The organism is Enterococcus sp. DIV1083b (assembly GCF_051713705.1).
Lineage (GTDB): Bacteria > Bacillota > Bacilli > Lactobacillales > Enterococcaceae > Enterococcus_D > Enterococcus_D casseliflavus.
Map to the genome: position 1 here is coordinate 259,548 of NZ_JBIOQJ010000001.1, position 20,319 is coordinate 279,866.

19 protein-coding genes are annotated in these 20,319 nt (G+C 44.7%); 13 read left to right on the forward strand and 6 right to left on the reverse strand.

Translation table 11 applies throughout. The features are described 5' to 3' along the window. Window positions 1–303: 303 nt before the first annotated feature. Together guaA and coaA are read right to left on the reverse strand one after the other, a co-directional pair. Window positions 304–1,869: a glutamine-hydrolyzing GMP synthase gene (gene guaA / locus IGI69_RS01175; RefSeq protein WP_008376418.1), complete on the reverse strand. Its 1,566-nt coding sequence runs from the start codon at window positions 1,867–1,869 to the stop codon at window positions 304–306. A gap of 80 nt (window positions 1,870–1,949) precedes the next feature. Beyond that, complete coding sequence (coaA, locus tag IGI69_RS01180; protein ID WP_005226828.1) at window positions 1,950–2,873, reverse strand: type I pantothenate kinase; 924 nt, start codon at window positions 2,871–2,873, stop codon at window positions 1,950–1,952. Window positions 2,874–3,209: 336 nt separating this feature from the next. Here coaA and IGI69_RS01185 point away from each other — a divergent pair, with 336 nt between their 5' ends. The 13 genes from IGI69_RS01185 to IGI69_RS01245 all read left to right on the forward strand — a co-directional run bounded on the left by IGI69_RS01185 (window position 3,210) and on the right by IGI69_RS01245 (window position 16,972). After that, window positions 3,210–3,815 (forward strand): class I SAM-dependent methyltransferase, encoded by a 606-nt coding sequence (locus IGI69_RS01185; protein ID WP_422704973.1) that lies wholly within the window; start codon window positions 3,210–3,212, stop codon window positions 3,813–3,815. 250 nt (window positions 3,816–4,065) lie between these two features. After that, window positions 4,066–5,085, forward strand: a complete 1,020-nt coding sequence (locus IGI69_RS01190) for a LacI family DNA-binding transcriptional regulator (protein WP_005226832.1) — start codon at window positions 4,066–4,068, stop codon at window positions 5,083–5,085. A gap of 123 nt (window positions 5,086–5,208) precedes the next feature. Next, the gene (locus IGI69_RS01195; RefSeq protein ID WP_438739435.1) at window positions 5,209–6,510 is read left to right on the forward strand and encodes a pyrimidine-nucleoside phosphorylase; all 1,302 of its coding nucleotides are present in this window, start codon (window positions 5,209–5,211) and stop codon (window positions 6,508–6,510) included. Window positions 6,511–6,523: 13 nt separating this feature from the next. Then, window positions 6,524–7,186, forward strand: a complete 663-nt coding sequence (gene deoC, locus IGI69_RS01200; RefSeq protein ID WP_005226835.1) for a deoxyribose-phosphate aldolase — start codon at window positions 6,524–6,526, stop codon at window positions 7,184–7,186. A 54-nt stretch (window positions 7,187–7,240) separates the two neighbouring features. After that, window positions 7,241–7,639 (forward strand): cytidine deaminase, encoded by a 399-nt coding sequence (locus IGI69_RS01205; RefSeq protein WP_005226837.1) that lies wholly within the window; start codon window positions 7,241–7,243, stop codon window positions 7,637–7,639. A 63-nt stretch (window positions 7,640–7,702) separates the two neighbouring features. Next, on the forward strand, window positions 7,703–8,821 hold the full coding sequence (locus tag IGI69_RS01210; RefSeq protein WP_015508805.1) for a BMP family lipoprotein: 1,119 nt from the start codon (window positions 7,703–7,705) through the stop codon (window positions 8,819–8,821). A 137-nt stretch (window positions 8,822–8,958) separates the two neighbouring features. After that, complete coding sequence (locus IGI69_RS01215; protein WP_005232559.1) at window positions 8,959–10,569, forward strand: ABC transporter ATP-binding protein; 1,611 nt, start codon at window positions 8,959–8,961, stop codon at window positions 10,567–10,569. Continuing rightward, window positions 10,562–11,713 carry an ABC transporter permease gene (locus IGI69_RS01220; RefSeq protein WP_005226844.1) on the forward strand — a complete coding sequence of 384 codons (1,152 nt, stop codon included), beginning with the start codon at window positions 10,562–10,564 and terminating at the stop codon, window positions 11,711–11,713. Before IGI69_RS01215 ends, IGI69_RS01220 begins: the two co-directional genes overlap by 8 nt. Continuing rightward, window positions 11,713–12,666, forward strand: coding sequence for an ABC transporter permease (locus IGI69_RS01225; protein ID WP_005232556.1), 954 nt, complete (start codon window positions 11,713–11,715; stop codon window positions 12,664–12,666). The genes IGI69_RS01220 and IGI69_RS01225 overlap by 1 nt, the downstream gene beginning before the upstream one ends. 194 nt (window positions 12,667–12,860) lie before the next feature. Beyond that, complete coding sequence (deoB, locus tag IGI69_RS01230; RefSeq protein WP_015508806.1) at window positions 12,861–14,027, forward strand: phosphopentomutase; 1,167 nt, start codon at window positions 12,861–12,863, stop codon at window positions 14,025–14,027. Between the two features lie 10 nt (window positions 14,028–14,037). Further along, a complete protein-coding gene (locus tag IGI69_RS01235; protein ID WP_005226849.1) occupies window positions 14,038–14,856 on the forward strand; it encodes a purine-nucleoside phosphorylase in 819 nt (272 codons plus the stop codon). A 25-nt stretch (window positions 14,857–14,881) separates the two neighbouring features. Beyond that, on the forward strand, window positions 14,882–15,586 hold the full coding sequence (gene deoD, locus IGI69_RS01240; protein ID WP_438739438.1) for a purine-nucleoside phosphorylase: 705 nt from the start codon (window positions 14,882–14,884) through the stop codon (window positions 15,584–15,586). Between the two features lie 198 nt (window positions 15,587–15,784). Beyond that, entirely contained in the window at window positions 15,785–16,972 is a 1,188-nt protein-coding gene (locus tag IGI69_RS01245; protein WP_010748609.1) for an iron-containing alcohol dehydrogenase, read from the forward strand. A gap of 52 nt (window positions 16,973–17,024) precedes the next feature. Here IGI69_RS01245 and IGI69_RS01250 read toward each other — a convergent pair whose 3' ends face one another. The 4 genes from IGI69_RS01250 to rpiA all read right to left on the reverse strand — a co-directional run bounded on the left by IGI69_RS01250 (window position 17,025) and on the right by rpiA (window position 20,061). After that, window positions 17,025–17,672: an SGNH/GDSL hydrolase family protein gene (locus IGI69_RS01250; RefSeq protein ID WP_438739440.1), complete on the reverse strand. Its 648-nt coding sequence runs from the start codon at window positions 17,670–17,672 to the stop codon at window positions 17,025–17,027. A gap of 101 nt (window positions 17,673–17,773) precedes the next feature. Beyond that, on the reverse strand, window positions 17,774–18,460 hold the full coding sequence (gene gpmA, locus IGI69_RS01255; RefSeq protein ID WP_005226871.1) for a 2,3-diphosphoglycerate-dependent phosphoglycerate mutase: 687 nt from the start codon (window positions 18,458–18,460) through the stop codon (window positions 17,774–17,776). Between the two features lie 194 nt (window positions 18,461–18,654). Continuing rightward, window positions 18,655–19,236 (reverse strand): recombinase family protein, encoded by a 582-nt coding sequence (locus tag IGI69_RS01260; RefSeq protein ID WP_438739442.1) that lies wholly within the window; start codon window positions 19,234–19,236, stop codon window positions 18,655–18,657. Between the two features lie 150 nt (window positions 19,237–19,386). Further along, window positions 19,387–20,061, reverse strand: a complete 675-nt coding sequence (gene rpiA, locus IGI69_RS01265; RefSeq protein WP_010748612.1) for a ribose-5-phosphate isomerase RpiA — start codon at window positions 20,059–20,061, stop codon at window positions 19,387–19,389. Window positions 20,062–20,319: the final 258 nt, after the last annotated feature.

Below are 20,319 nucleotides of genomic sequence, written 5' to 3' on the forward strand. Positions count from 1 at the left end.
TAGTTCCTACACATTTAATGACACGATTGTACCTCTATATTATACACCATGCCAACGTAGTGAAGCCCGATCGACTAGAAATATACCTAAAGGAAATCTCTAGGCATCTTCATTATAATTCGCGCGTTTCACGCACTCTAATGGCTAATGCCTAAATAAAAACTCCCACCGACAATCATTCGGTGAGAGTTTTTGGCGACAATCTTGGCGACAATTCAAATGAATTTTGGTCCCAGAAAGTCTTATGAGTTTTACCTAAACGGCGTAATATCAACGTTTTTCAGTGTATAGAGTGTCGCTTGGTTATTCCCACTCCACAGTAGCAGGTGGTTTGCTCGTAATATCGTACACGATCCGGTTGACGTGTGCGACTTCGTTGACGATGCGGACGCTGATTTTTTGTAGGACTTCCCATGGGATGCGGGCAAAGTCAGCGGTCATGCCATCGATTGAAGTGACTGCACGGATGCCGACGGTATAATCGTAGGTCCGGCCATCACCCATGACACCGACGGAGCGGATGCCTGGTAAGACGGTGAAGTACTGCCAAATGTCGCGGTCTAAGCCGGCATTTGCGATTTCTTCCCGCAAGATTGCGTCCGAATCGCGGACGATCGTTAGTTTTTCTTCTGTCAATTCGCCAAGGACACGAATGCCTAGACCTGGTCCAGGGAATGGTTGGCGCCATACGATGCTGTCTGGCATACCAAGTTGAGTCCCTAATTCACGGACTTCGTCTTTGAACAAGGTGTTCAATGGTTCGATCAATTTGAATTGCATGTCTTCAGGTAAACCACCCACATTGTGGTGAGATTTGATGGTTTGCGCAGTTTCGGTTCCTGATTCGATGACGTCGGTATAAAGGGTTCCTTGGGCAAGGAAAGAAACGCCTTCTTCGCCAGCTAGTTTGGTTGCTTCATCATCGAAGACGTACACGAATTCATTTCCGATGATCTTGCGTTTTTCTTCAGGATCAGAAACCCCAGCAAGTTTTGATAGGAAACGTTCTTTGGCATCAACTTTGATGATGTTCAAGCCGAATTTGCCGCCTAAGCTTTCCATTACTTGCTCGGCTTCGCCTTTACGCAAGAGGCCGTGGTCAACAAAAATACAAGTCAGTTGATCGCCGATCGCTTTTTGTAAAAGAACACCAACGACAGAAGAATCGACCCCGCCGGAAAGACCAAGCAAGACTTTTTTGTCGCCCACTTGTTCGCGGATTTTTGCGATTTCCATATCGATGAAGTTGTCCATTGTCCAATCACCTGTACATTGACAAACGTCAATGGCAAAGTGACGCAATAAGTCGTTGCCGTATTCTGAATGGCGAACTTCTGCGTGGAATTGGATACCGTACATTTTGCGCTCGGCATCTTGGATAGAAGCGATCGGGCAATCTTTGCTCGTCGCCACAACATCAAAGCCTGCAGGTGCTTGAGTGACCAAGTCTCCGTGGCTCATCCACACGGTTTGGGTTGCGGGCGTGTTTTGGAAAAGGGCCGCTGCATCAGAAGTGACTTCCAATTCTGCTTTGCCGTATTCACGGTTTTTGGCAGGTTCAACTTTTCCGCCTAATTTATAAGTAATCAACTGCATGCCGTAACAGATCCCTAAAACTGGGATGCCTAACTCAAAAATTTTCTCGTCGATGCCGAAAGAGTTCTCGTCGTAGACGCTGTTTGGTCCGCCAGATAAGATGATCCCTTTTGGGTTCATCGCTTTTACTTCTTCAGCGGTAATGCGGTGGCTCAATAATTCTGAGAAAACACCGAACTCACGAATACGGCGTGTAATCAGCTGGTTGTACTGACTACCGTAATCAAGTACGATAATTTTTTCGACGTTTGGCAAAGTGTCAACGTTTGTCACAATAAATTACCTCAATTCTTTTAGTTTTTATTGAAAAAAGGCTGGGCCTTTTCAACAGCATAATCATAAAAATGAAGCGGTCAATACTTGCGCAAGAACACTTCATCGATCAAATGGTGCTTTGTTTTATGAAGAATTATATCGGCTCTGCTGCGTGTAGGCAAGATATACTCGTGTAAATTCTTTAAATTCACATTTTTCCATACTTCTTTTGCCATTTTAATCGCTTCCTTGCGATCCCCGATCGCATATTGGTAATAATAATTGCTGGGATCTTGAAAGGCAGTGTCTAGTAATGATTCAAATCGTTCCAAATACCATTTTTCGATCAGTGCTGGTTGGGCATCCACGAAAATTGAAAAATCAAAAAAGTCACTGATATAGATTTGTTGGTTGGCAGGCAGTTGCAGGGTATTGATGCCTTCCACGATCAAGATATCTGGTTGACTGATCGTTTCATACGTATCAGGAATAATATTGTAGACTTCATGGGAGTAGACGGGGATCTGAATGTCTGGTTCTCCTGATTTGACCGCATTCAAAAAGTTGATCAAGGCTTCCATGTCATAACTTTCTGGAAATCCTTTGCGATTCAAGCTGCCGCGTTCTTCCAAGACTTCGTTCGGGTACAAAAAGCCGTCAGTGGTGATCAGTTGGACGGTTCTACGGGGAAACAAACGGGCCAACAAATTTTGGACGAGCCGTGCGGTGGTGCTTTTGCCGACGGCGACACTTCCAGCGATGCCGATGATAAAAGGCGGCATTTTGACGTAGCGGTGTAAAAAGAGTCCCTTACTGAGGGTCAAGGATTCAAACTCTTTCATATAAAGATGGATCAGATGGCACAAAGGCACGTAAACATCTTCCACATCTTGGACCGAGATCCGGTCGTTCAAACTTTTGATATTATCCAATTCTTCTTGAGTGAAAGGCATCATGCCGTTCGTATAAAACCCTTGCCATTGCTCACGAGGAATTTGATAAAAATTCATGGTTTCTTGCATAGTAGGCTCCTTTTTTGCGGCATCATCGGTTTCTATTAGAAGCGATAGGCCACTGTTCGAAAGTATTTTACCATAGAAACTTGCGGAACTTGGAAAAAAGACATGATTTCCTTTGCAGAAACAACAAAAAACTGTTTTTTCGTTGTTTTTTTTGCTGGGCGTTTACTTCTGGCTGTTTTTCGGTATGATTAGAAAGAAGCAGCAGGCAAATCTTGCTGGGCTTTTTTACTAATGTTTTCACTACGTTCACTTGTTCGAATAGAAGAAACAAGGAAAAACTAGTAGAAACCAGTAGAAAAAACAAGCGAAGAGGAAATAGAAGAAAGGAGCATAACCATGAGTAATCATTACTATACAGAAAATCCTGATACGGCCCATGATTTTGAGCAGTGGTCGTTTGAATTAAGAGGAAAGAAGTTTCATTTTGTGACAGATAGCGGGGTGTTTTCCCGTGACACGGTGGACTATGGCTCGCGGGTGTTGATCGATGCGTTTGAGTGGGGGGAGCTGCCAGAAGGAAGTCTGCTGGACGTTGGTTGCGGCTACGGACCTGTTGGTTTAGCGTTAGCTCATGCGAGTCAACGACCTGTCGAGATGATCGATATCAATCAGCGGGCAGTGGATTTGGCAAAAGGCAATGCCAAGCGTAACGGCATTGAACAGGTAGATATCCATCAATCCAATATCTATGCCCAATTAAATCAACCTGCTTATGCGGCGATCCTTAGCAATCCACCGATTCGGGCAGGAAAAGAAGTCGTTCATGAGATTTTGACGGGGGCGTTTCCTTTGCTTAAAGCAGGCGGGACTTTAACGATCGTGATCCAAAAGAAACAAGGGGCGCCGAGTGCTCAAAAGAAAATGCAAGAGACCTTTGGCAATGCCGAAATCATCAAAAAAGACAAAGGCTATTACATCATTCAAAGCGTAAAAGAAGCGTAGCTGCTCCTTGATTCTCAACAGATCAAAGGCATCGCCAAGACAAGCACTGGTTAGCGGCAACTGGACCAGTTGGTTTCTCAAAAAGCCTGTTGTCATCAGCCTTTGGGGCAATCGCAGCTCCGCTAAAAGAGCTGTCTGTATCAGCGGGCCACTTTTGATCAACGAAAAAGAAAGTCGCACACTTGTTGAAAGTGTGCTATTTTTTTTGAGAAAAATTTGCTACACTTTAGGCAAGAGAGGAGAGAAGCAGATGAAATTGACGATTAAACAGATTGCTGAAATGGCTGGCGTCTCTGTCACGACCGTGTCGCAGATCCTAAACAATAAAGGCAGCCGTTTTAGTGAAGAAACCCGAAAGCGGGTCTTAGATATCGTAAATAAATATCACTATAAGCCGGATTTTTTTGCTTCGAATCTTATCAACCGCCATTCAAAAACGATCGGAATGATCGTGCCTGATGTGACGGATTTCTTTTTCTCTAAAGTCATTGAAGGGGCGGAAAGTTATTTCAATCCACTAGGTTACATGTTAGTGTTATGCAATTCGCGCCACAGCCAAGAAAAAGAGGTTCAATATTTGAATGAACTGTCTCATCGTTCGGTAGATGGCATCTTATTAGCGACGCCGCATTTGCTGCCAGAGGATTATTCCTTGAAGAGCGGGTTCTTTGATGACCGACCAATTATTTTAGTCGATCGTGGGATCAATCAGCGGGACAATGGTCGTTTGATCGTGAAAGAATACGAAGGTGCCTACCAAGCTGTTAGCTATTTGATCAAAAATGGTCACCGCAACATTGCGATGCTCAAAGAAATCACCGGCTACTATCAATTAGAGGAACGGTTCAATGGCTATCGCCATGCCTTAAAGGATCATCAGATCCCTTTTAAAGGCCGATATGTAGAAAATGCTGAATTAACGGTTACCGGTGGGTACGAAGCAACGAAGGAATTATTGAAGTACAAAGAGATCACAGCGTTTTTCTGCGGCAACGACGCCATGGCGATCGGCTGTTATCAAGCGATTTATGAGGCGGGCAAAAAAGTACCAGAAGACTACTCGGTGATCGGCTTTGATGCCTTGAAATTATCGGAATACATCACACCACCGCTTACCACGGTCATGCAGCCGACTTTTGAGATCGGGTTTACCGCAGCGAAGTTTCTAGTGGACGCCATTGAGTTTCCGACACGGCGAATTCCAAATAAGATTTTTGATACAAAATTAATTATTCGTGAGAGCGTGAAGACATTGACAAGCGAGAAATAATGCGGTATATTTCTTCTTGTAAGTGTTTTCATAGTTTTGCGATATTTAGTAAACTGTTTTACTAAAGTGGTTTACCCTACGAAAAATTATTGTATAATGTTAAAGGAAGCGAGGGTCATTTCGATGCGAATGGTGGATTTAATTGAAAAGAAACGTGACGGCAAGTCATTGACGAAGGAAGAAATTGACTACATTGTAACTGCGTATACTGAAGGAAGTATTCCAGATTATCAAATGAGTGCCTTGTTGATGGCTATTTTTTATGTAGATATGACAGATGAAGAGATCACGAACTTAACGCTAGCAATGGCAAATTCTGGTGAAGTGATCGACCTATCCTCAATTGAAGGAATCAAAGTCGATAAGCATTCGACTGGCGGTGTTGGTGATACGACCACATTGATCTTAGCGCCATTAGTGGCTAGTGTTGGCGTACCAGTTGCGAAAATGTCTGGGCGCGGCTTAGGCTATACTGGTGGGACCTTAGACAAGCTTGAAGCGATCCCTGGATTTAAAATCGAGCTTTCTGAAGCCGACTTTATCCGATTAGTCAATGAAAGCAAAGTGGCCGTGATCGGTCAATCAGGAGATTTAGCTCCTGCAGACAAAAAACTGTATGCCTTACGAGATGTGACGGCAACGGTTAGTTCGATCCCATTGATCGCCAGCTCGATCATGAGTAAAAAAATCGCGGCAGGTGCCGATGCGATCGTGTTAGATGTAACCACAGGCGATGGCGCCTTTATGAAAAACTTGGAGGATGCCAAACGCTTAGCCCAAACGATGGTCCGCATCGGAAAATTGGCAAACCGCCAAACGATGGCAGTCATTTCTGATATGTCACAGCCTTTAGGGGAAGCGATCGGCAACAGTTTGGAAGTGGTGGAAGCCATTGAGACGCTGCAAGGAAAAGGACCGAAAGACTTGGAAGAAATGTGCTATGCACTGGGCAGCCAAATGGTCGTTTTAGCGAAAAAAGCTGATTCATTGGAAGAAGCACGCCAACTATTGGAAGAAGCTCTGCATTCAGGCAAAGCGTTAGAAAAATTCAGACAGATGATCACAGACCAAGGCGGAGACGCTACAGTGATCGATGACCCGAGCAAGATTTTGACAGCGAAATATGAAGTGGAAGTCCCAGCGAAAACTAGCGGCGTGGTGACGAAATTAGTTGCCAATGAGCTAGGGATCGCGGCGATGATGTTAGGGGCAGGTCGTAAGACCAAAGACGAAGACATCGACCATGCAGTGGGCATCAAATTGCATAAGAAAGTTGGCGAATCCGTAAGCGAAGGAGAATCGCTATTGACGATCTATAGCAATACCGAAGCAATCGAGGATGTCAAAGCATTGATCGACCAAAATATTGAAATTGGGGAAGATGGCGCAGAACCGCCATTGATCCATGACATTATTACAGAATAAGGAGCGAATAAAAATGGAATTGAATCGCATGATCGACCACACGATTTTGAAAGCAGACGCAACGGAGGAAGATGTTTTACGAATCATCGAAGAGGCAAAAACCTATCACTTCTATTCTGTCTGCATCAATCCAACGTGGGTTTCATTAGCAGCAGAAAAATTACAAGGCGAACCAACGGCTGTTTGTACCGTGATCGGGTTTCCTTTAGGAGCAAACACATCTGAGGTCAAAGCTTATGAAACAACAGATGCGATCAAAAACGGCGCAGATGAAGTCGATATGGTAATCAACGTAGGTGCCTTGAAATCAAAACAATACAAAAAAGTTCAAGCAGACATCGAAGCAGTCGTTGAAGCGGCCAAAGACAAAGCGCTTGTCAAAGTAATCATTGAAACAGCGTTATTAGACAACGAAGAAATCGTCAAAGCCTGTGAATTAGCCAAAGCTGCTGGTGCAGATTTCGTGAAAACCTCAACTGGCTTTTCAACTGGTGGAGCAGTCGTTGAAGATGTTCGCTTGATGCGTGAAACAGTAGGACCAGAAATGGGTGTCAAAGCTTCTGGTGGTATCCACAACGAAGCAGAAGCTGCAGCTATGGTCGAAGCGGGCGCAAACCGCTTAGGAACAAGCGCAAGTGTTGCTATCGTGACTGGCTCAACAGGTGCTGGCTACTAAGCCTAGCATTATTAAGTAAAGCAGCAAAAAATAAAAATAAGAGCGGGGAAGACAATGACAATAGCGAAAAAAGAGTGGATCGACACCGCCGTTTCCGCCTTAGATAAAGCGTATGTGCCGTACTCTAAGTTTCCGGTCGGTGCTTGTCTCGTTGCCAAAAATGGTACGATATATCAAGGGATCAACATTGAAAATGCCTCATATGGCTTAACAAATTGCGCAGAACGAACCGCTTTTTTCAAAGCCGTTTCTGAAGGCGAAAAAGAGTTTCAACATTTGGTTGTGGCGGGTCATACGCCAGAACCGATCTCTCCTTGCGGTGCTTGCCGCCAGGTCATGGTGGAATTTTGTGCGCCAGATATGCCGGTGACCTTAGTCGGCGATGATGGTGTCATCAAAGAAACCACGGTAGAAGGCCTATTGCCTTATTACTTCACGAACAAAGATTTATAAACCATGTTCATTCAGTCGATGCGGCTGTTGAAAAAAACTATATTTTTAGGGGGCTTTACAGCAATGAAAAAAGCAAAATTATTTAGTTTAGGTATTGTTGCAGTAGCTGGGTTGACTTTACTTGGTGCTTGTGGCGGAGGAAATTCAGGTTCAACTGATTCAACTGGCGGAGGTTCTGCAGACGGTACGACTGATGCAGCGCATAGTGTCGCAATCGTTACCGATATCGGTGGGGTGGATGACCGTTCATTCAACCAATCAGCGTGGGAAGGCTTAGAAGCATGGGGTGAGGAACACGGGATCGCTCGCGGTGCTGGTGGTTATGACTACGTGCAATCAAATGAAGCTTCAGAATACACAACCAACGTAAATGGTGCCGTTCAAAATGGTTTCAAAACAGTTTTCGGTGTAGGTTACTTATTGAAAGATTCAATCGCAGCAGCAGCTGACCAAAACCCTGATACACAATTCGGGATCATCGATGATGTGATCGAAGGCAAAGACAACGTTGTTTCAGCAACATTTAAAGATAACGAAGCAGCTTACTTAGCTGGTTTTGCCGCAGCGTATACAACCAAAACAAACAAAGTCGGCTTCATCGGTGGTGAAGAAGGCGTCGTTATCGACCGTTTCGAAGCTGGTTTCATGAAGGGCGTTCAAGATGCAGCTGAAAAATTAGGCAAAGAAATCACGGTTGATCCTCAATATGCAGCATCATTTGGTGATCCTGCTAAAGGGAAAGCATTGGCAGCTTCAATGTACCAAAGTGGCGTTGACGTAATCTTCCACGCATCTGGTGGTACTGGTGCAGGTGTCTTCCAAGAAGCAAAAGCAATCAATGAACAATTGAACGAAGCAGACCTAGAAGACAAAAAAGTTTGGGTCATCGGTGTGGATAGCGATCAACAAGACGAAGGAAAATACACAACTGCTGACGGCAAAGAAGATAACTTTACATTGGCTTCAACATTGAAAGGTGTTGGCGCAGCGGTACAAGATATCTCAACTCGTGCGTTAGAAGACAACTTCCCTGGCGGCGAACATATTGTTTACGGCTTGAAAGATGGCGGTGTAGACATTACTGAAGGGTTCCTTTCAGATGATGCCAAAGCAGCGATCGAAACAGCGAAACAAGACGTGATCGACGGCAAAGTAGAAGTACCAGAAACACCTGAAAAATAAAGTTGTTCTTTTCGGTTATCTTGCCCTAGTTTAGGGCAAGATGATCGTCATTGGATTACTATGTTGATGAAAGCTACGGGTTTTCATGAGGATAGTAATCATCCTAAGCAATAGCAATTATTTTTTTGACATGATGAATGGTTTGTATAAGCGAATTAGAAAGTAAGGATGTGAGTAATTTGGCTGAGGAAAAATATGTTGTAGAAATGCGTCATATCACCAAAGAGTTTGGAACGTTCAAAGCCAATGACGATGTCAACTTGCAAGTAAGGCCGGGAGAAATCCACGCATTGCTTGGTGAAAATGGAGCGGGCAAGTCGACCTTGATGAATATGCTGTCAGGATTATTGGAACCAACATCTGGTGAAATCTGGATGAATGGTGAAAAAGTGAATATCACGAGTCCGACCGCAGCAAACAAATTGGGGATCGGTATGGTGCATCAGCATTTCATGCTGGTAGACGCCTTTACTGTAACAGAAAATATCATTTTGGGAAGCGAACCCCATCATCTCGGTGTGTTAGATCGCAAGAAAGCCCGCAAAGAAATCAAAAAAGTTTCTGAACAATATGGTTTATCGGTTGATCCAGATGCCTATGTGCGTGACATCTCTGTCGGGATGGAACAACGGGTAGAGATCTTGAAGACTCTTTACCGCGGCGCAGATGTACTGATTTTTGATGAACCAACGGCAGTTTTGACACCGCAAGAAATCGAAGAACTGATCGAGATCATGCGCGGATTGGTGCGTGAAGGGAAATCGATCATCTTGATCACCCACAAACTGGATGAGATCAAAGCGGTGGCAGACCGTTGTACAGTTATCCGTCGGGGGCAAGGGATCGGCACTGTCAATGTCAAAGACGTCAGCTCCCAACAGTTGGCCGATATGATGGTTGGTCGTTCTGTGTCCTTCAAGACACCGAAGAAAGAGGCGTCACCAAAAGAAGTCGTGCTTTCTGTTGAAAACTTAGTTGTAAAAGAAAACCGTGGCTTAGAAGCAGTCAAAAACTTAAGCTTAGAAGTACGTGCAGGTGAAGTATTGGGGATTGCTGGTATCGATGGCAATGGGCAATCAGAGCTGTTACAAGCCATCACTGGTTTACGGAAAGTCGAAAGTGGCAAGGTCTTGCTGAATGGCGATGACATCACCAACTTCAAGCCTCGGAAAGTCACCGAAGCCGGCGTTGGTCATGTGCCAGAAGACCGCCATAAATACGGGCTTGTCTTGGATATGATGTTATCAGAAAACATCGCCTTACAAACCTACTACAAAAAACCTTTGAGTAATGCAGGTGTCTTGGACTATGGAGAGATCAACGAGTTTGCTCGTGACTTGATTCAAGAATTTGACGTACGAACAGTCAATGAGATCGTACCGGCACGGGCATTGTCCGGCGGGAATCAACAAAAAGCGATTATCGCACGAGAAATCAGCCGCGATCCTGATCTATTGATCGTTGCCAATCCGACCCGTGGGTTGGATGTCGGAGCAATCGAATTTATCCACAAACGCTTGATTGAACAACGGGATAAGTTCAAAGCTGTTTTATTAGTCAGCTTTGAATTAGATGAAATTTTGAATGTATCAGACCGCATTGCTGTTATTCATGCTGGTGAGATCGTTGGGGTCGTTGATCCGAAAGAAACATCAGAGAAAGAGCTTGGCTTGTTGATGGCAGGGTACTCCTTGGAGGAAGCAAGACGAGAGCTGCAAATGGAGGAAGTAGGTGGTTCGGTTGAATAACCGCAAAGAAAAGATCCGCAATATATTAGTGCCGATCATCGCTGTCTTGTTGGGATTCGTCCTTGGCGGAATCATCATGGCGGCCTTCGGCTACAGCCCGATCACAGGGTATACACAAATGTTCCGGACCGTTTTTATCAACGGACAAACAGGTGGGTTAAATGCCCGCAACATTGGTGAGATTTTTGTTACAGCAGGACCATTGATCTTTACCGCTCTTGGATTTGCCGTTGCAAACTCAGCGGGATTCTTCAATATCGGTCTTTCTGGTCAAGCGCTAGCAGGTTGGGTTGCCAGTATCTGGGTCGCACTAGCGATGCCGGATGCGCCTCGGTTGGTGGTCTTGCCATTAGCCGTGATCGTAGGGGCTTTATGCGGGGCGATCGCAGCTGCGATTCCTGGGTTCCTACGGGCATTCTTTGGTACGAGTGAAGTCATCGTGACGATCATGATGAACTATATCTTGCTTTATACGGGGAACCATTTAGTCAATAATGTGATGAGCGAATCCATGATCACGACAAAAGGGGTCACGAAAATGGTGGGGGAAAATGCCTCCATGCAGACCCCGTTTCTAGCAAGCATCACGAGCAACTCTCGCTTGAACTTGGGGATCTTCTTAGCCTTGATCTTCTTAGTTTTGGTTTGGTTCTTGATGAAAAAAACCACTCTTGGTTATGAGATCCGCGCGGTGGGCTTGAACCCAAGCGCTTCTGAATATGCTGGGATGAGTAGCAAACGGACGATCATTATCTCCATGATCATCTCTGGAACACTTGCCGGATTAGGTGGAGTCGTTCAAGGACTAGGAACGTTTGAAAACTTCTTCGTTCAAGGGTCATCATTAAGCATCGGGTTTGACGGTATGGCTGTATCCTTGTTAGGAAGCGGCTCATCGATCGGAATCTTGCTTTCAGCCCTCTTGTTCAGTATTTTGAAATTAGGTGGACAAGGCATGCAGTTTGCAGGTATTCCATCTGAATTAGTTGATGTTAATATCGCAATTATTATTTTCTTCGTAGCGATCAGTTTTGTGATTCGTTTCTTGTTGGCAAAAATCTTTGACGGCAAAAAAGAAGCGCTGGTCGTACAGGAGATTGAAGCCCAACCAAACGATCAAGATCAGGAAGGAGGAACCATCTAATGGATATTAGTTTAATTTCTTCGATCGTCACTCAAACATTGATTTATGCGTCTCCTCTGATTTTGACGGCGCTAGGTGGCGTGTTCTCAGAGCGAAGCGGGATCGTTAACGTGGGTCTTGAAGGAATCATGGTTATGGGTGCTTTTAGCTCGATTGTTTTCAATATTGAATTTGCGTCACAATTTGGTGCGTGGACACCGTGGTTAGGGATGCTCGTCGGCGGACTTGTCGGTGTGGTTTTCTCCTTGCTGCATGCGGTGGCAACCATCAACTTCCGTGCAGACCACATCATCAGTGGTACGGTGATGAACTTGATGGCACCAGCTTTGGCCGTGTTCTTAGTTAAAGCGATCTACAACAAAGGGCAAACCGATAACATCCAACGGACATTGGGGTATTTCAATTTCCCGATTCTTAAAGATATTCCTATCATTGGCCCGATTTTCTTTAATCAAACGTTCTTACCGGCGTACTTCGCCATTTTGATCTCAGTGATCGCGTGGTTCGTGATTTTCAAAACACGCTTTGGGTTGCGTCTTCGTTCTGTCGGTGAGCATCCTCAAGCAGCTGATACCTTAGGGATCAATGTTTACGTGATGCGTTACTCAGGCGTCTTGATCTCTGGATTCCTTGGTGGGATGGGCGGTGCCTTGTTTGCTCAATCGATCGCGGGTCGCTTTGCTGTGACAACGATCGCCGGTCAAGGGTTTATCTCGATGGCTGCGATGATCTTTGGTAAATGGAATCCACTTGGTGCGATGGGAGCAGCGATTTTCTTCGGTTTCGCGCAAAACATCAGTATCGTAGGTGGCCAGCTGCCAATCATCTCTTCCATTCCAGCGGTTTACTTACAAGCTGCGCCTTATGCCTTGACGATCATCGTGCTCGTTCTTTTCCTTGGAAAAGCTGCTGGTCCGAAAGCTAACGGGAAGAACTATATTAAATCTAAATAATTTTTTCAGTATGAAAGGGTGGGGCTATGGGACATGAATGTGTTGCTGTGTCCTGCCCTTTTTCTATCCTCTGGGTGAAAGGAAAGCGTCAGGAAATTTCCAAAGCAACCCAGCGCAATTTTTGCTTAAGTTTAGTATGATAGAGGTAGTAGATCCGCTTGAAAAAGCATAAAATAAAGAAAGTAGGGAATAGAATGTTTAAACGTGTACACTTGATCGTGATGGATTCAGTCGGAATTGGTGAAGCACCTGATGCGGCAGCTTTTGGTGATGTCGGTTCAGATACATTAGGCCATATTGCAAAAGAAGCAGGCTTAACGATCCCTCACTTGGAACAATTAGGCCTAGGTACGATTCGTCCTTTAGAAGGCGTAAAGGCGGTAGCTGACCATGATGGGTATGCAACCAAATTGGAAGAAGTTTCTGTTGGGAAAGATACGATGACGGGTCACTGGGAGATCATGGGCTTGAATATCCAAAAGCCTTTCCGCGTATTTCCAGATGGGTTTCCCGATGAATTATTGCAACAGATCGAAGCGTTCTCTGGACGCAAAATCGTCTGCAATGCGCCATATTCTGGGACAGCAGTCATTGATGACTTTGGCGAACATCAAATGAAGACCGGGGATCTGATCGTTTACACTTCGGCTGACCCAGTGTTGCAGATCGCCGCTCATGAGGAAATCATTCCATTAGAAGAATTGTATCGTATTTGTCAGTACGTTCGGGATATCACGAAAGATGAGCCGTATATGATCGGCCGTATCATCGCGCGTCCTTATGTCGGTGAGCCTGGAAACTTTACTCGTACGAGCAATCGTCATGACTACGCACTCGATCCATTTGGCCATACAGTGTTAGATTCATTGAAAGAAGCTGGAAAAGACGTGATCGCCGTTGGGAAAATCAATGATATCTTCAACGGGCAAGGAATCACCGATTCTGTACGGACGAAGAGCAATATGGACGGTGTGGATCAATTACTGAAGGTGATGAAACAAGACTTTACGGGTCTAAGCTTTACGAACTTAGTCGACTTCGATGCGCTTTATGGTCACCGTCGCGATGTCGTAGGGTATGCCCACGCCATTGAAGATTTTGATTTGCGTATTCCAGAACTCTTAGAAGCAATGGGAGACGAGGATCTGCTGTTGATCACAGCTGACCACGGCAATGACCCAACCTTTACGGGAACGGATCACACGAGAGAATATGTGCCATTACTAGCGTACAGCAAGAAATTCCAAGGCCAAGGAAAATTGCCACAAGGCTACTATGCGGATATTTCCGCAACGATCGCTGAAAACTTTGGTGTTTCAGCTACAGAAAACGGAACAAGCTTTTTACAACATTTAAACTAGAGGTGATGAAATGACAACGTTGCATGAGAAATTACAAGAAACAACGGCATTTATCCAAGAAAGCGGCGTCGGTGAAGTGGAATTTGGGTTGATTTTAGGATCTGGCTTAGGTGAATTAGCCGATGAGATCGAAAACCCAATCGTGTTGCCTTACAACGATATCCCGCATTTTCCTGTTTCGACAGTGGTCGGTCATGCAGGACAATTGGTCTATGGAACATTAGCTGGGAAAAAAGTCTTAGCGATGCAAGGACGATTCCATTATTATGAAGGCCATTCGATGCAGACGGTTACTTACCCCGTCCGTGTGATGGCGGCATTGAAAGCTCACTCTTTAGTCGTGACCAATGCCTGTGGCGGCGTAAACGAAAGCTTCCAGCCGGGAGACTTGATGTTGATCACCGATCAAATCAACTTTATGGGGGACAACCCACTGATTGGTGAAAACGAAGAAGAAATGGGGCCACGTTTCCCAGATATGAGCCAAGCCTACCATTTGCCTTATCGGGAAGCGGCACAAAAAGTTGGTGCATCAAAAGGATTGCACTTAAAAGAAGGCGTTTATATGGGCTTCTCAGGTCCTACGTATGAAACGCCAGCAGAGATCCGCTTTGCTCGGACGATCGGTGCCGATGCTGTCGGTATGTCGACTGTCCCGGAAGTGATCGTTGCTGTTCACAGTGGCTTGAAAGTCTTAGGTGTTTCTTGTATCACAAACTTGGCTGCTGGTATGCAAGCGAGCTTGAATCATGAAGAAGTCGTGGAAACGACGGAACGGGTCAAGGCAGAATTTAAAGCGTTGATCAAAGAAACGTTAGCAGTACTATAAAAAGCAGACCAAAGGAGAAAAACGAATGAGCGTTCATATCGAAGCAAAAGCAGGCGAGATCGCAGACAAAATCTTGTTACCAGGTGATCCACTGCGGGCAAAATATATTGCTGAATCATTTTTAGAAGACCCGATCTGTTACAACAACGTTCGGGGGATGTTGGGCTATACAGGCGTTTATAAGGGCGAGCGGGTCTCTGTCCAAGGAACCGGCATGGGCATGCCTTCAGCGAGTATCTATGCCCATGAATTGATCAACTCTTACGGCGTGAAGAAATTGATTCGGGTCGGTACGTGTGGTGCCATCTCAAAAGATGTCCACGTGCGTGATCTTGTGATTGCCCAAGCGGCAGCAACAAGTTCATCGATGGTAGCAAAAAACTTCCAAAGTTTCCATTTCCCACCAATTGCTGACTTTGCACTGTTGCGTAAAGCCTATGATACAGCGATTGAATCAGGATTTACGACTCACGTCGGTAACATCTTATCTGAAGATACCTTCTACAAAGATGACATGACGGAAACGTTACAGTTGGCAGACCTTGGGGTGATGGGTGTTGAGATGGAAGCCGCAGCCTTATACTATTTAGGGGCGAAATTCCACGTTCAAACTTTAGCGATCTGTACCGTCAGCGACCACATCATCACTGGAGAAGAAACAACGCCAGAAGAAAGACAAACGACATTTAACGACATGATCAAAGTTGGCTTAGAAACAGCGATCGCGTAAAAAAGATACCGCAGGATCGGTGCATGAACGATGCGAAGGCTGCTTGCTTTTGATAGAGCAAGCAGCCAAATCGTATTGGTTTGCATGCAACCGAGAATGTGTTATCTTTTTTTGTTGGCCAAAAGCCACGAAGAAGCGTTGCACTTTTGCCAGAAAATGGTTTAATGAAAAGAAAAGGTGTAAAAAGGAGACGAGACAATGAATAATTTTACGTTTCATGTAACGACGGACATTCGTTTTGGGAAAGACCGTCTGAACGAGCTGCCAGAAGTACTGAATACATTTGGAAAAAACGTCTTGCTAGTCTATGGTGGCGGCAGTATCAAGAAAAACGGTTTGTACGATGCAGTCATGGCGCAATTGACTGCCAACGGCAATCAAGTCACTGAATTGACTGGTGTCGATCCAAATCCACGAATCGAAACCGTTCGTCAAGGAGCCGCTCTTTGTCGTTCAGAAAAGATCGACGTCATTTTAGCTGTTGGCGGCGGTTCTGTAATTGATTGCAGCAAAGTGATCGCTGGGGCAGCTTGCAGTGAGCAAGAGCCTTGGGACTTAGTTCTTTCCAGAAGCTATCAAGGACCAGCGATTCCATTAGTAACGATCTTGACCCTTGCGGCTACTGGCAGTGAAATGAATCGCGGCGCGGTGATCTCTAATCTAGAAACGAAACAAAAACTTGGTGTTCACGGACCCGAATTTTTACCGAAAGTATCTTTTTTAGATCCAACAACGACCTTTAGTGTCAGTCGCTATCAAACGGCTGCCGGTTCAGCGGATATCATGAGCCATCTGATTGAAAATTATTTCAGTAAAACAGAAGGAACAGATGTCCAAGACGGTGTAGCAGAAGGATTGCTAAAAGCAGTCATTAAAAATCTGCCCATCGCATTAAATGACCCCACAGACTATGATGCACGGGCGAATTTGATGTGGGCGAGCACCTTAGCCTTAAATGGTTTGACTGGAAGCGGCAAGGGTGGTGCTTGGTCTTGTCATGCGATGGAGCATGAGTTGAGTGCGTTTTATGACATTACCCATGGCATCGGCTTAGCGATCCTGACCCCACGCTGGATGCTTCATGTATTGAATGAAGAAACGGCGCCGAAATTTGCGCGGTTTGCTAGAGAAGTCTTTGGTGTCCAAGAAGCAGTGCCAGAATTAGCTGCCCGAATGGGGATTCAAAAACTGTATGACTTTTTTGCTTCTTGCGATATTCCGATGACTTTGCCAGAAGTAGGGATCGCCGATGACACCCATTTTGCTGAAATGGCGGCTCAAGCAGTTCAATTCAGCTCTATTGCAACAAATGCGTATGTACCGCTGCAAGAAGAAGACGTGATTGCAATCTACCAAGATTCCTTGACTCCTTCAACCTATCTTTAATCATAAAAAAGACCGTTCCTGCGACTTGGTTGTCGCGGAGCGGTCTGTTTATTTACCCTTCAGAAGAAAAAGCCAAACGGGCCATTAGCTGATCTGCAATTAAGGCGTGTCCAGCAGGAGTGGGGTGCACCCCGTCATCACCTGTCAGTGCCTGCGGGGAGCTAGCAACGGCTGCTTCGGCAAACAAGCCATCCAGCGGCAGCAGCTGACAATGAAAGGCGGCAGCTAAGTGACGAACGATTTGGATTTTCGGATCAAGATCGATCCGCCAGGTTTGACGATCTTCAGGATATGGCAAAACAAAAGGTTCCAGTAAGAAAATGCGCGTGATCCCCTGTTGGGTCACTTGTTCCAGAATTTGACGGTAGGTTTCCTCAAAGGACGTTGCGGCCTCTTCTGAACCAAAATCGGGACCACCGGCATTGTGCCACGTGTCGTTGATCCCAATCATAAAGACCAAGACGTCAGGTGCTAATTGAAGGCAATCTTCTTGGAGACGGGCTAAGACGTCGGCAGCTTTGTTGCCGCCGATCCCCCGATTATAAAAGGTAAATCCTGCAGTGGGGAATGTTTCTGCCAGCTGATCGGCAACGAGACGGGCAAACCCATGTCCTAAATCGTGGGGATCTTGGCGATCACGATCGCAATCTGTGATGCTGTCACCTAAAAATAAAACGGTATCATTTTTGACTAGTTTCATAGTAAGCTCCTTTCGAGTACGCCCTCAATTATAAAAGAGGGGGGAGGAAATGCCAATAAAAAAACTGCCCTTTTTTAAAAAAGGGCAGCGATAAGCGAGGCTTATAAGTAGTATTTTTTCGCAACAGTCAAATCATCGTTCAATTCATAAACAAGTGGTTGACCAGTTGGGATCTCAAGATCCATGATATCTTCGTCAGAAATACCTTCGATATGTTTTGCTAATGCACGTAGAGAGTTTCCGTGAGCCGCAACTAAGACAGTTTTGTCGTCTTTTAATGCTGGGGCGATTTCATCTTGCCAGAAAGGCAATGCACGTTCTAAAGTAACTTTTAAGTTTTCTCCACCAGGTACGTCGCGAGGGTCAAGCATTGCATAACGACGGTCGTTTGCAGCAGAACCTTCATCTGAAGCTTCCATCAATGGAGGTAAAACATCGTAAGAACGACGCCAGATGTGTACTTGTTCGTCACCGTATTTTTCAGCAGTTTCTTTTTTATTTAAACCTTGTAATTTACCGTAATGACGTTCGTTTAAGCGCCATGATTTGATCGTTGGTACCCAAAGTTGATCAGAATATTCTAAAATGTAATTACAAGTTTTGATGGCACGAGTTAAAACAGATGTGTAAGCAACGTCAAATTCGATGCCTGCTTCTTTGATTTTACGTCCGCCTTCGATTGCTTCTTCGACACCTTCTGGCGCTAGATCAACATCAGCCCAACCGGTAAACTGGTTTAATTTGTTCCATTCGCTTAGTCCATGACGAGAAAATACTAATTTTGGCATGTAAAACTCTCCTTTAGATATTCGATATTTTTCTGAAATTTTCAATTCCGTATTTATTGTACACTCTTTCTCAAAGAATTTCCATGGTTTTGGAGGAAAAGCTGGGGGAAAACGCCATTCTTAAGGAAAAACAAAAGGGGATCATTAAAAAGAGGACCGCTTTTGTTTCATGCTGTTCTAGGGGGAGTCGACAACTATGAACGTAACTTGTTCCATTCTTCTTCGGATAATTTTATGTATTTATAGCATGTACCTACAGAAACACCGCATTTTTCAGAAATATATTGAATCGTTTCTTTTTTCTCGTAGAACAATTGACGGATTTTTTTGATCGTTTTCGGATCGATTTTTGGACGACCGCCAATTTTGCCTTTTTTGCGGGCTTTATTTAAGCCGACCAGCGTGCGCTCTTTGATGAGTGAGCGTTCCATGATCGCAAGTCCTTCCATTAAATTGAAGTAAACCTGTCCCATCGGACCGCGGGTATCGATTTGTTCTGCCAGTGAAACCAGATGAAGCTCTCGCTGTTTTAATAGATCAGTGAGATCGGTCAGCTGTCTGGTGGTTTTCCCTAAACGATGCAGTTCCGTAACGACTAAGGTGTCGCCGGGTTGCATTTGTGCCACCACTGACTCCAATGAATGATTTTCTTCACTTTCTTCCACGCTAAATGTCTCATGGAAAAATTCATGACACCCGAATTCTTCGAGCTTGTTTAATTGTTCACTTGTTGAGTTGTCGGTGATCGTTGAACGAGCATAGCCTATGATTTTCATAAACCCTCCTACCTTTCCCTTTTTATTGAATGTATCATAATTATTTCTTAAATGATAGGGTAATTTGCACAAAAAATAATAAAAATTAAGCCGATTGAAGAAAAATAACGAAAAAAAGAGAAGCGATATCGCTCCTCTTTTTTGTTTCCTTTATCTAACGTGCTTGGTACTCGGGCCTTCAGGCAATCCGACAATGATCGTGTGGACCATATCCAAAAACAGACCGTGTTCAACCACGCCCACTGTAGCATCTAATTCCTGTGCCAACTCAGTAGGGGCGGTAATCGTTTCTAGATGAAGATCGATGATGTAATTGCTGCAATCGGTTTTTAACGGTTCGCCTTCTTCATTCAGACGCAGTTTTGGATGGTAGTTTTTCTTCTCGAACAGACGCAACAGCTGTTGGCTGCCATAAGGGATCACTTCCACTGGCAACGGGAAGGCACCAAGTGTTTCGACCATTTTCGATTCATCAACGATCCACAAGACTTTTTTGGAGTTAGACGCCACAATTTTTTCGAATAAAAGGGCTGCACCGCCGCCTTTGATGCCATGATAATCCTGGCTGATCTCATCTGCACCGTCGATCGTAAGATCCACAGCGTCCACTTCATCGATGGTGCGAATCGGGATACCTAATCCTTCTGCTTGTTTTTTCGATGCCCAAGAAGTTGGGACACCCGTGATCGATAGACCTTCTTCTTTTACCCGTCGACCCAGTTCTTCAATCATGTAGTAGGCTGTTGAGCCAGTGCCCAAGCCAACCACCATGCCATCTTTTACATAACTAGCCGCTTCAATGCCGACCATTTCTTTTAGGTTCATTTTCTTCCCGCCTTTTTTAAATAAATGCTTTGTCTCTATTATATAGGAAGAAGCGCAAAATTTGCGGATTTTTTCGTAACAGATTTCTTTTGAAAAAAGCCTAGGAGGATACTTGACAGGTAAGAATAAGCATGATATTCTATCAAAGGTGCTTTATCTACAGGTCTCTCGTTGGAGACGTGCTGACTGTCTATCAAAGCATAGTTGATATGAATGCAGAGAATGCATTATTTTTTATCGCAAAAAAAGAACCACCTG

Coding starts and splice junctions, on each gene's coding strand:
- coaA (WP_005226828.1), bottom strand. CDS start 2,873: ATGCAAGAAACCATGAATTTTTATCAAATTCCTCGTGAGCAATGGCAA.
- IGI69_RS01185 (WP_422704973.1), top strand. CDS start 3,210: ATGAGTAATCATTACTATACAGAAAATCCTGATACGGCCCATGATTTT.
- IGI69_RS01190 (WP_005226832.1), top strand. CDS start 4,066: ATGAAATTGACGATTAAACAGATTGCTGAAATGGCTGGCGTCTCTGTC.
- IGI69_RS01195 (WP_438739435.1), top strand. CDS start 5,209: ATGCGAATGGTGGATTTAATTGAAAAGAAACGTGACGGCAAGTCATTG.
- deoC (WP_005226835.1), top strand. CDS start 6,524: ATGGAATTGAATCGCATGATCGACCACACGATTTTGAAAGCAGACGCA.
- IGI69_RS01205 (WP_005226837.1), top strand. CDS start 7,241: ATGACAATAGCGAAAAAAGAGTGGATCGACACCGCCGTTTCCGCCTTA.
- IGI69_RS01210 (WP_015508805.1), top strand. CDS start 7,703: ATGAAAAAAGCAAAATTATTTAGTTTAGGTATTGTTGCAGTAGCTGGG.
- IGI69_RS01215 (WP_005232559.1), top strand. CDS start 8,959: ATGGTTTGTATAAGCGAATTAGAAAGTAAGGATGTGAGTAATTTGGCT.
- IGI69_RS01225 (WP_005232556.1), top strand. CDS start 11,713: ATGGATATTAGTTTAATTTCTTCGATCGTCACTCAAACATTGATTTAT.
- deoB (WP_015508806.1), top strand. CDS start 12,861: ATGTTTAAACGTGTACACTTGATCGTGATGGATTCAGTCGGAATTGGT.
- IGI69_RS01235 (WP_005226849.1), top strand. CDS start 14,038: ATGACAACGTTGCATGAGAAATTACAAGAAACAACGGCATTTATCCAA.
- deoD (WP_438739438.1), top strand. CDS start 14,882: ATGAGCGTTCATATCGAAGCAAAAGCAGGCGAGATCGCAGACAAAATC.
- IGI69_RS01245 (WP_010748609.1), top strand. CDS start 15,785: ATGAATAATTTTACGTTTCATGTAACGACGGACATTCGTTTTGGGAAA.
- IGI69_RS01250 (WP_438739440.1), bottom strand. CDS start 17,672: ATGAAACTAGTCAAAAATGATACCGTTTTATTTTTAGGTGACAGCATC.
- gpmA (WP_005226871.1), bottom strand. CDS start 18,460: ATGCCAAAATTAGTATTTTCTCGTCATGGACTAAGCGAATGGAACAAA.
- IGI69_RS01260 (WP_438739442.1), bottom strand. CDS start 19,236: ATGAAAATCATAGGCTATGCTCGTTCAACGATCACCGACAACTCAACA.
- rpiA (WP_010748612.1), bottom strand. CDS start 20,061: ATGAACCTAAAAGAAATGGTCGGCATTGAAGCGGCTAGTTATGTAAAA.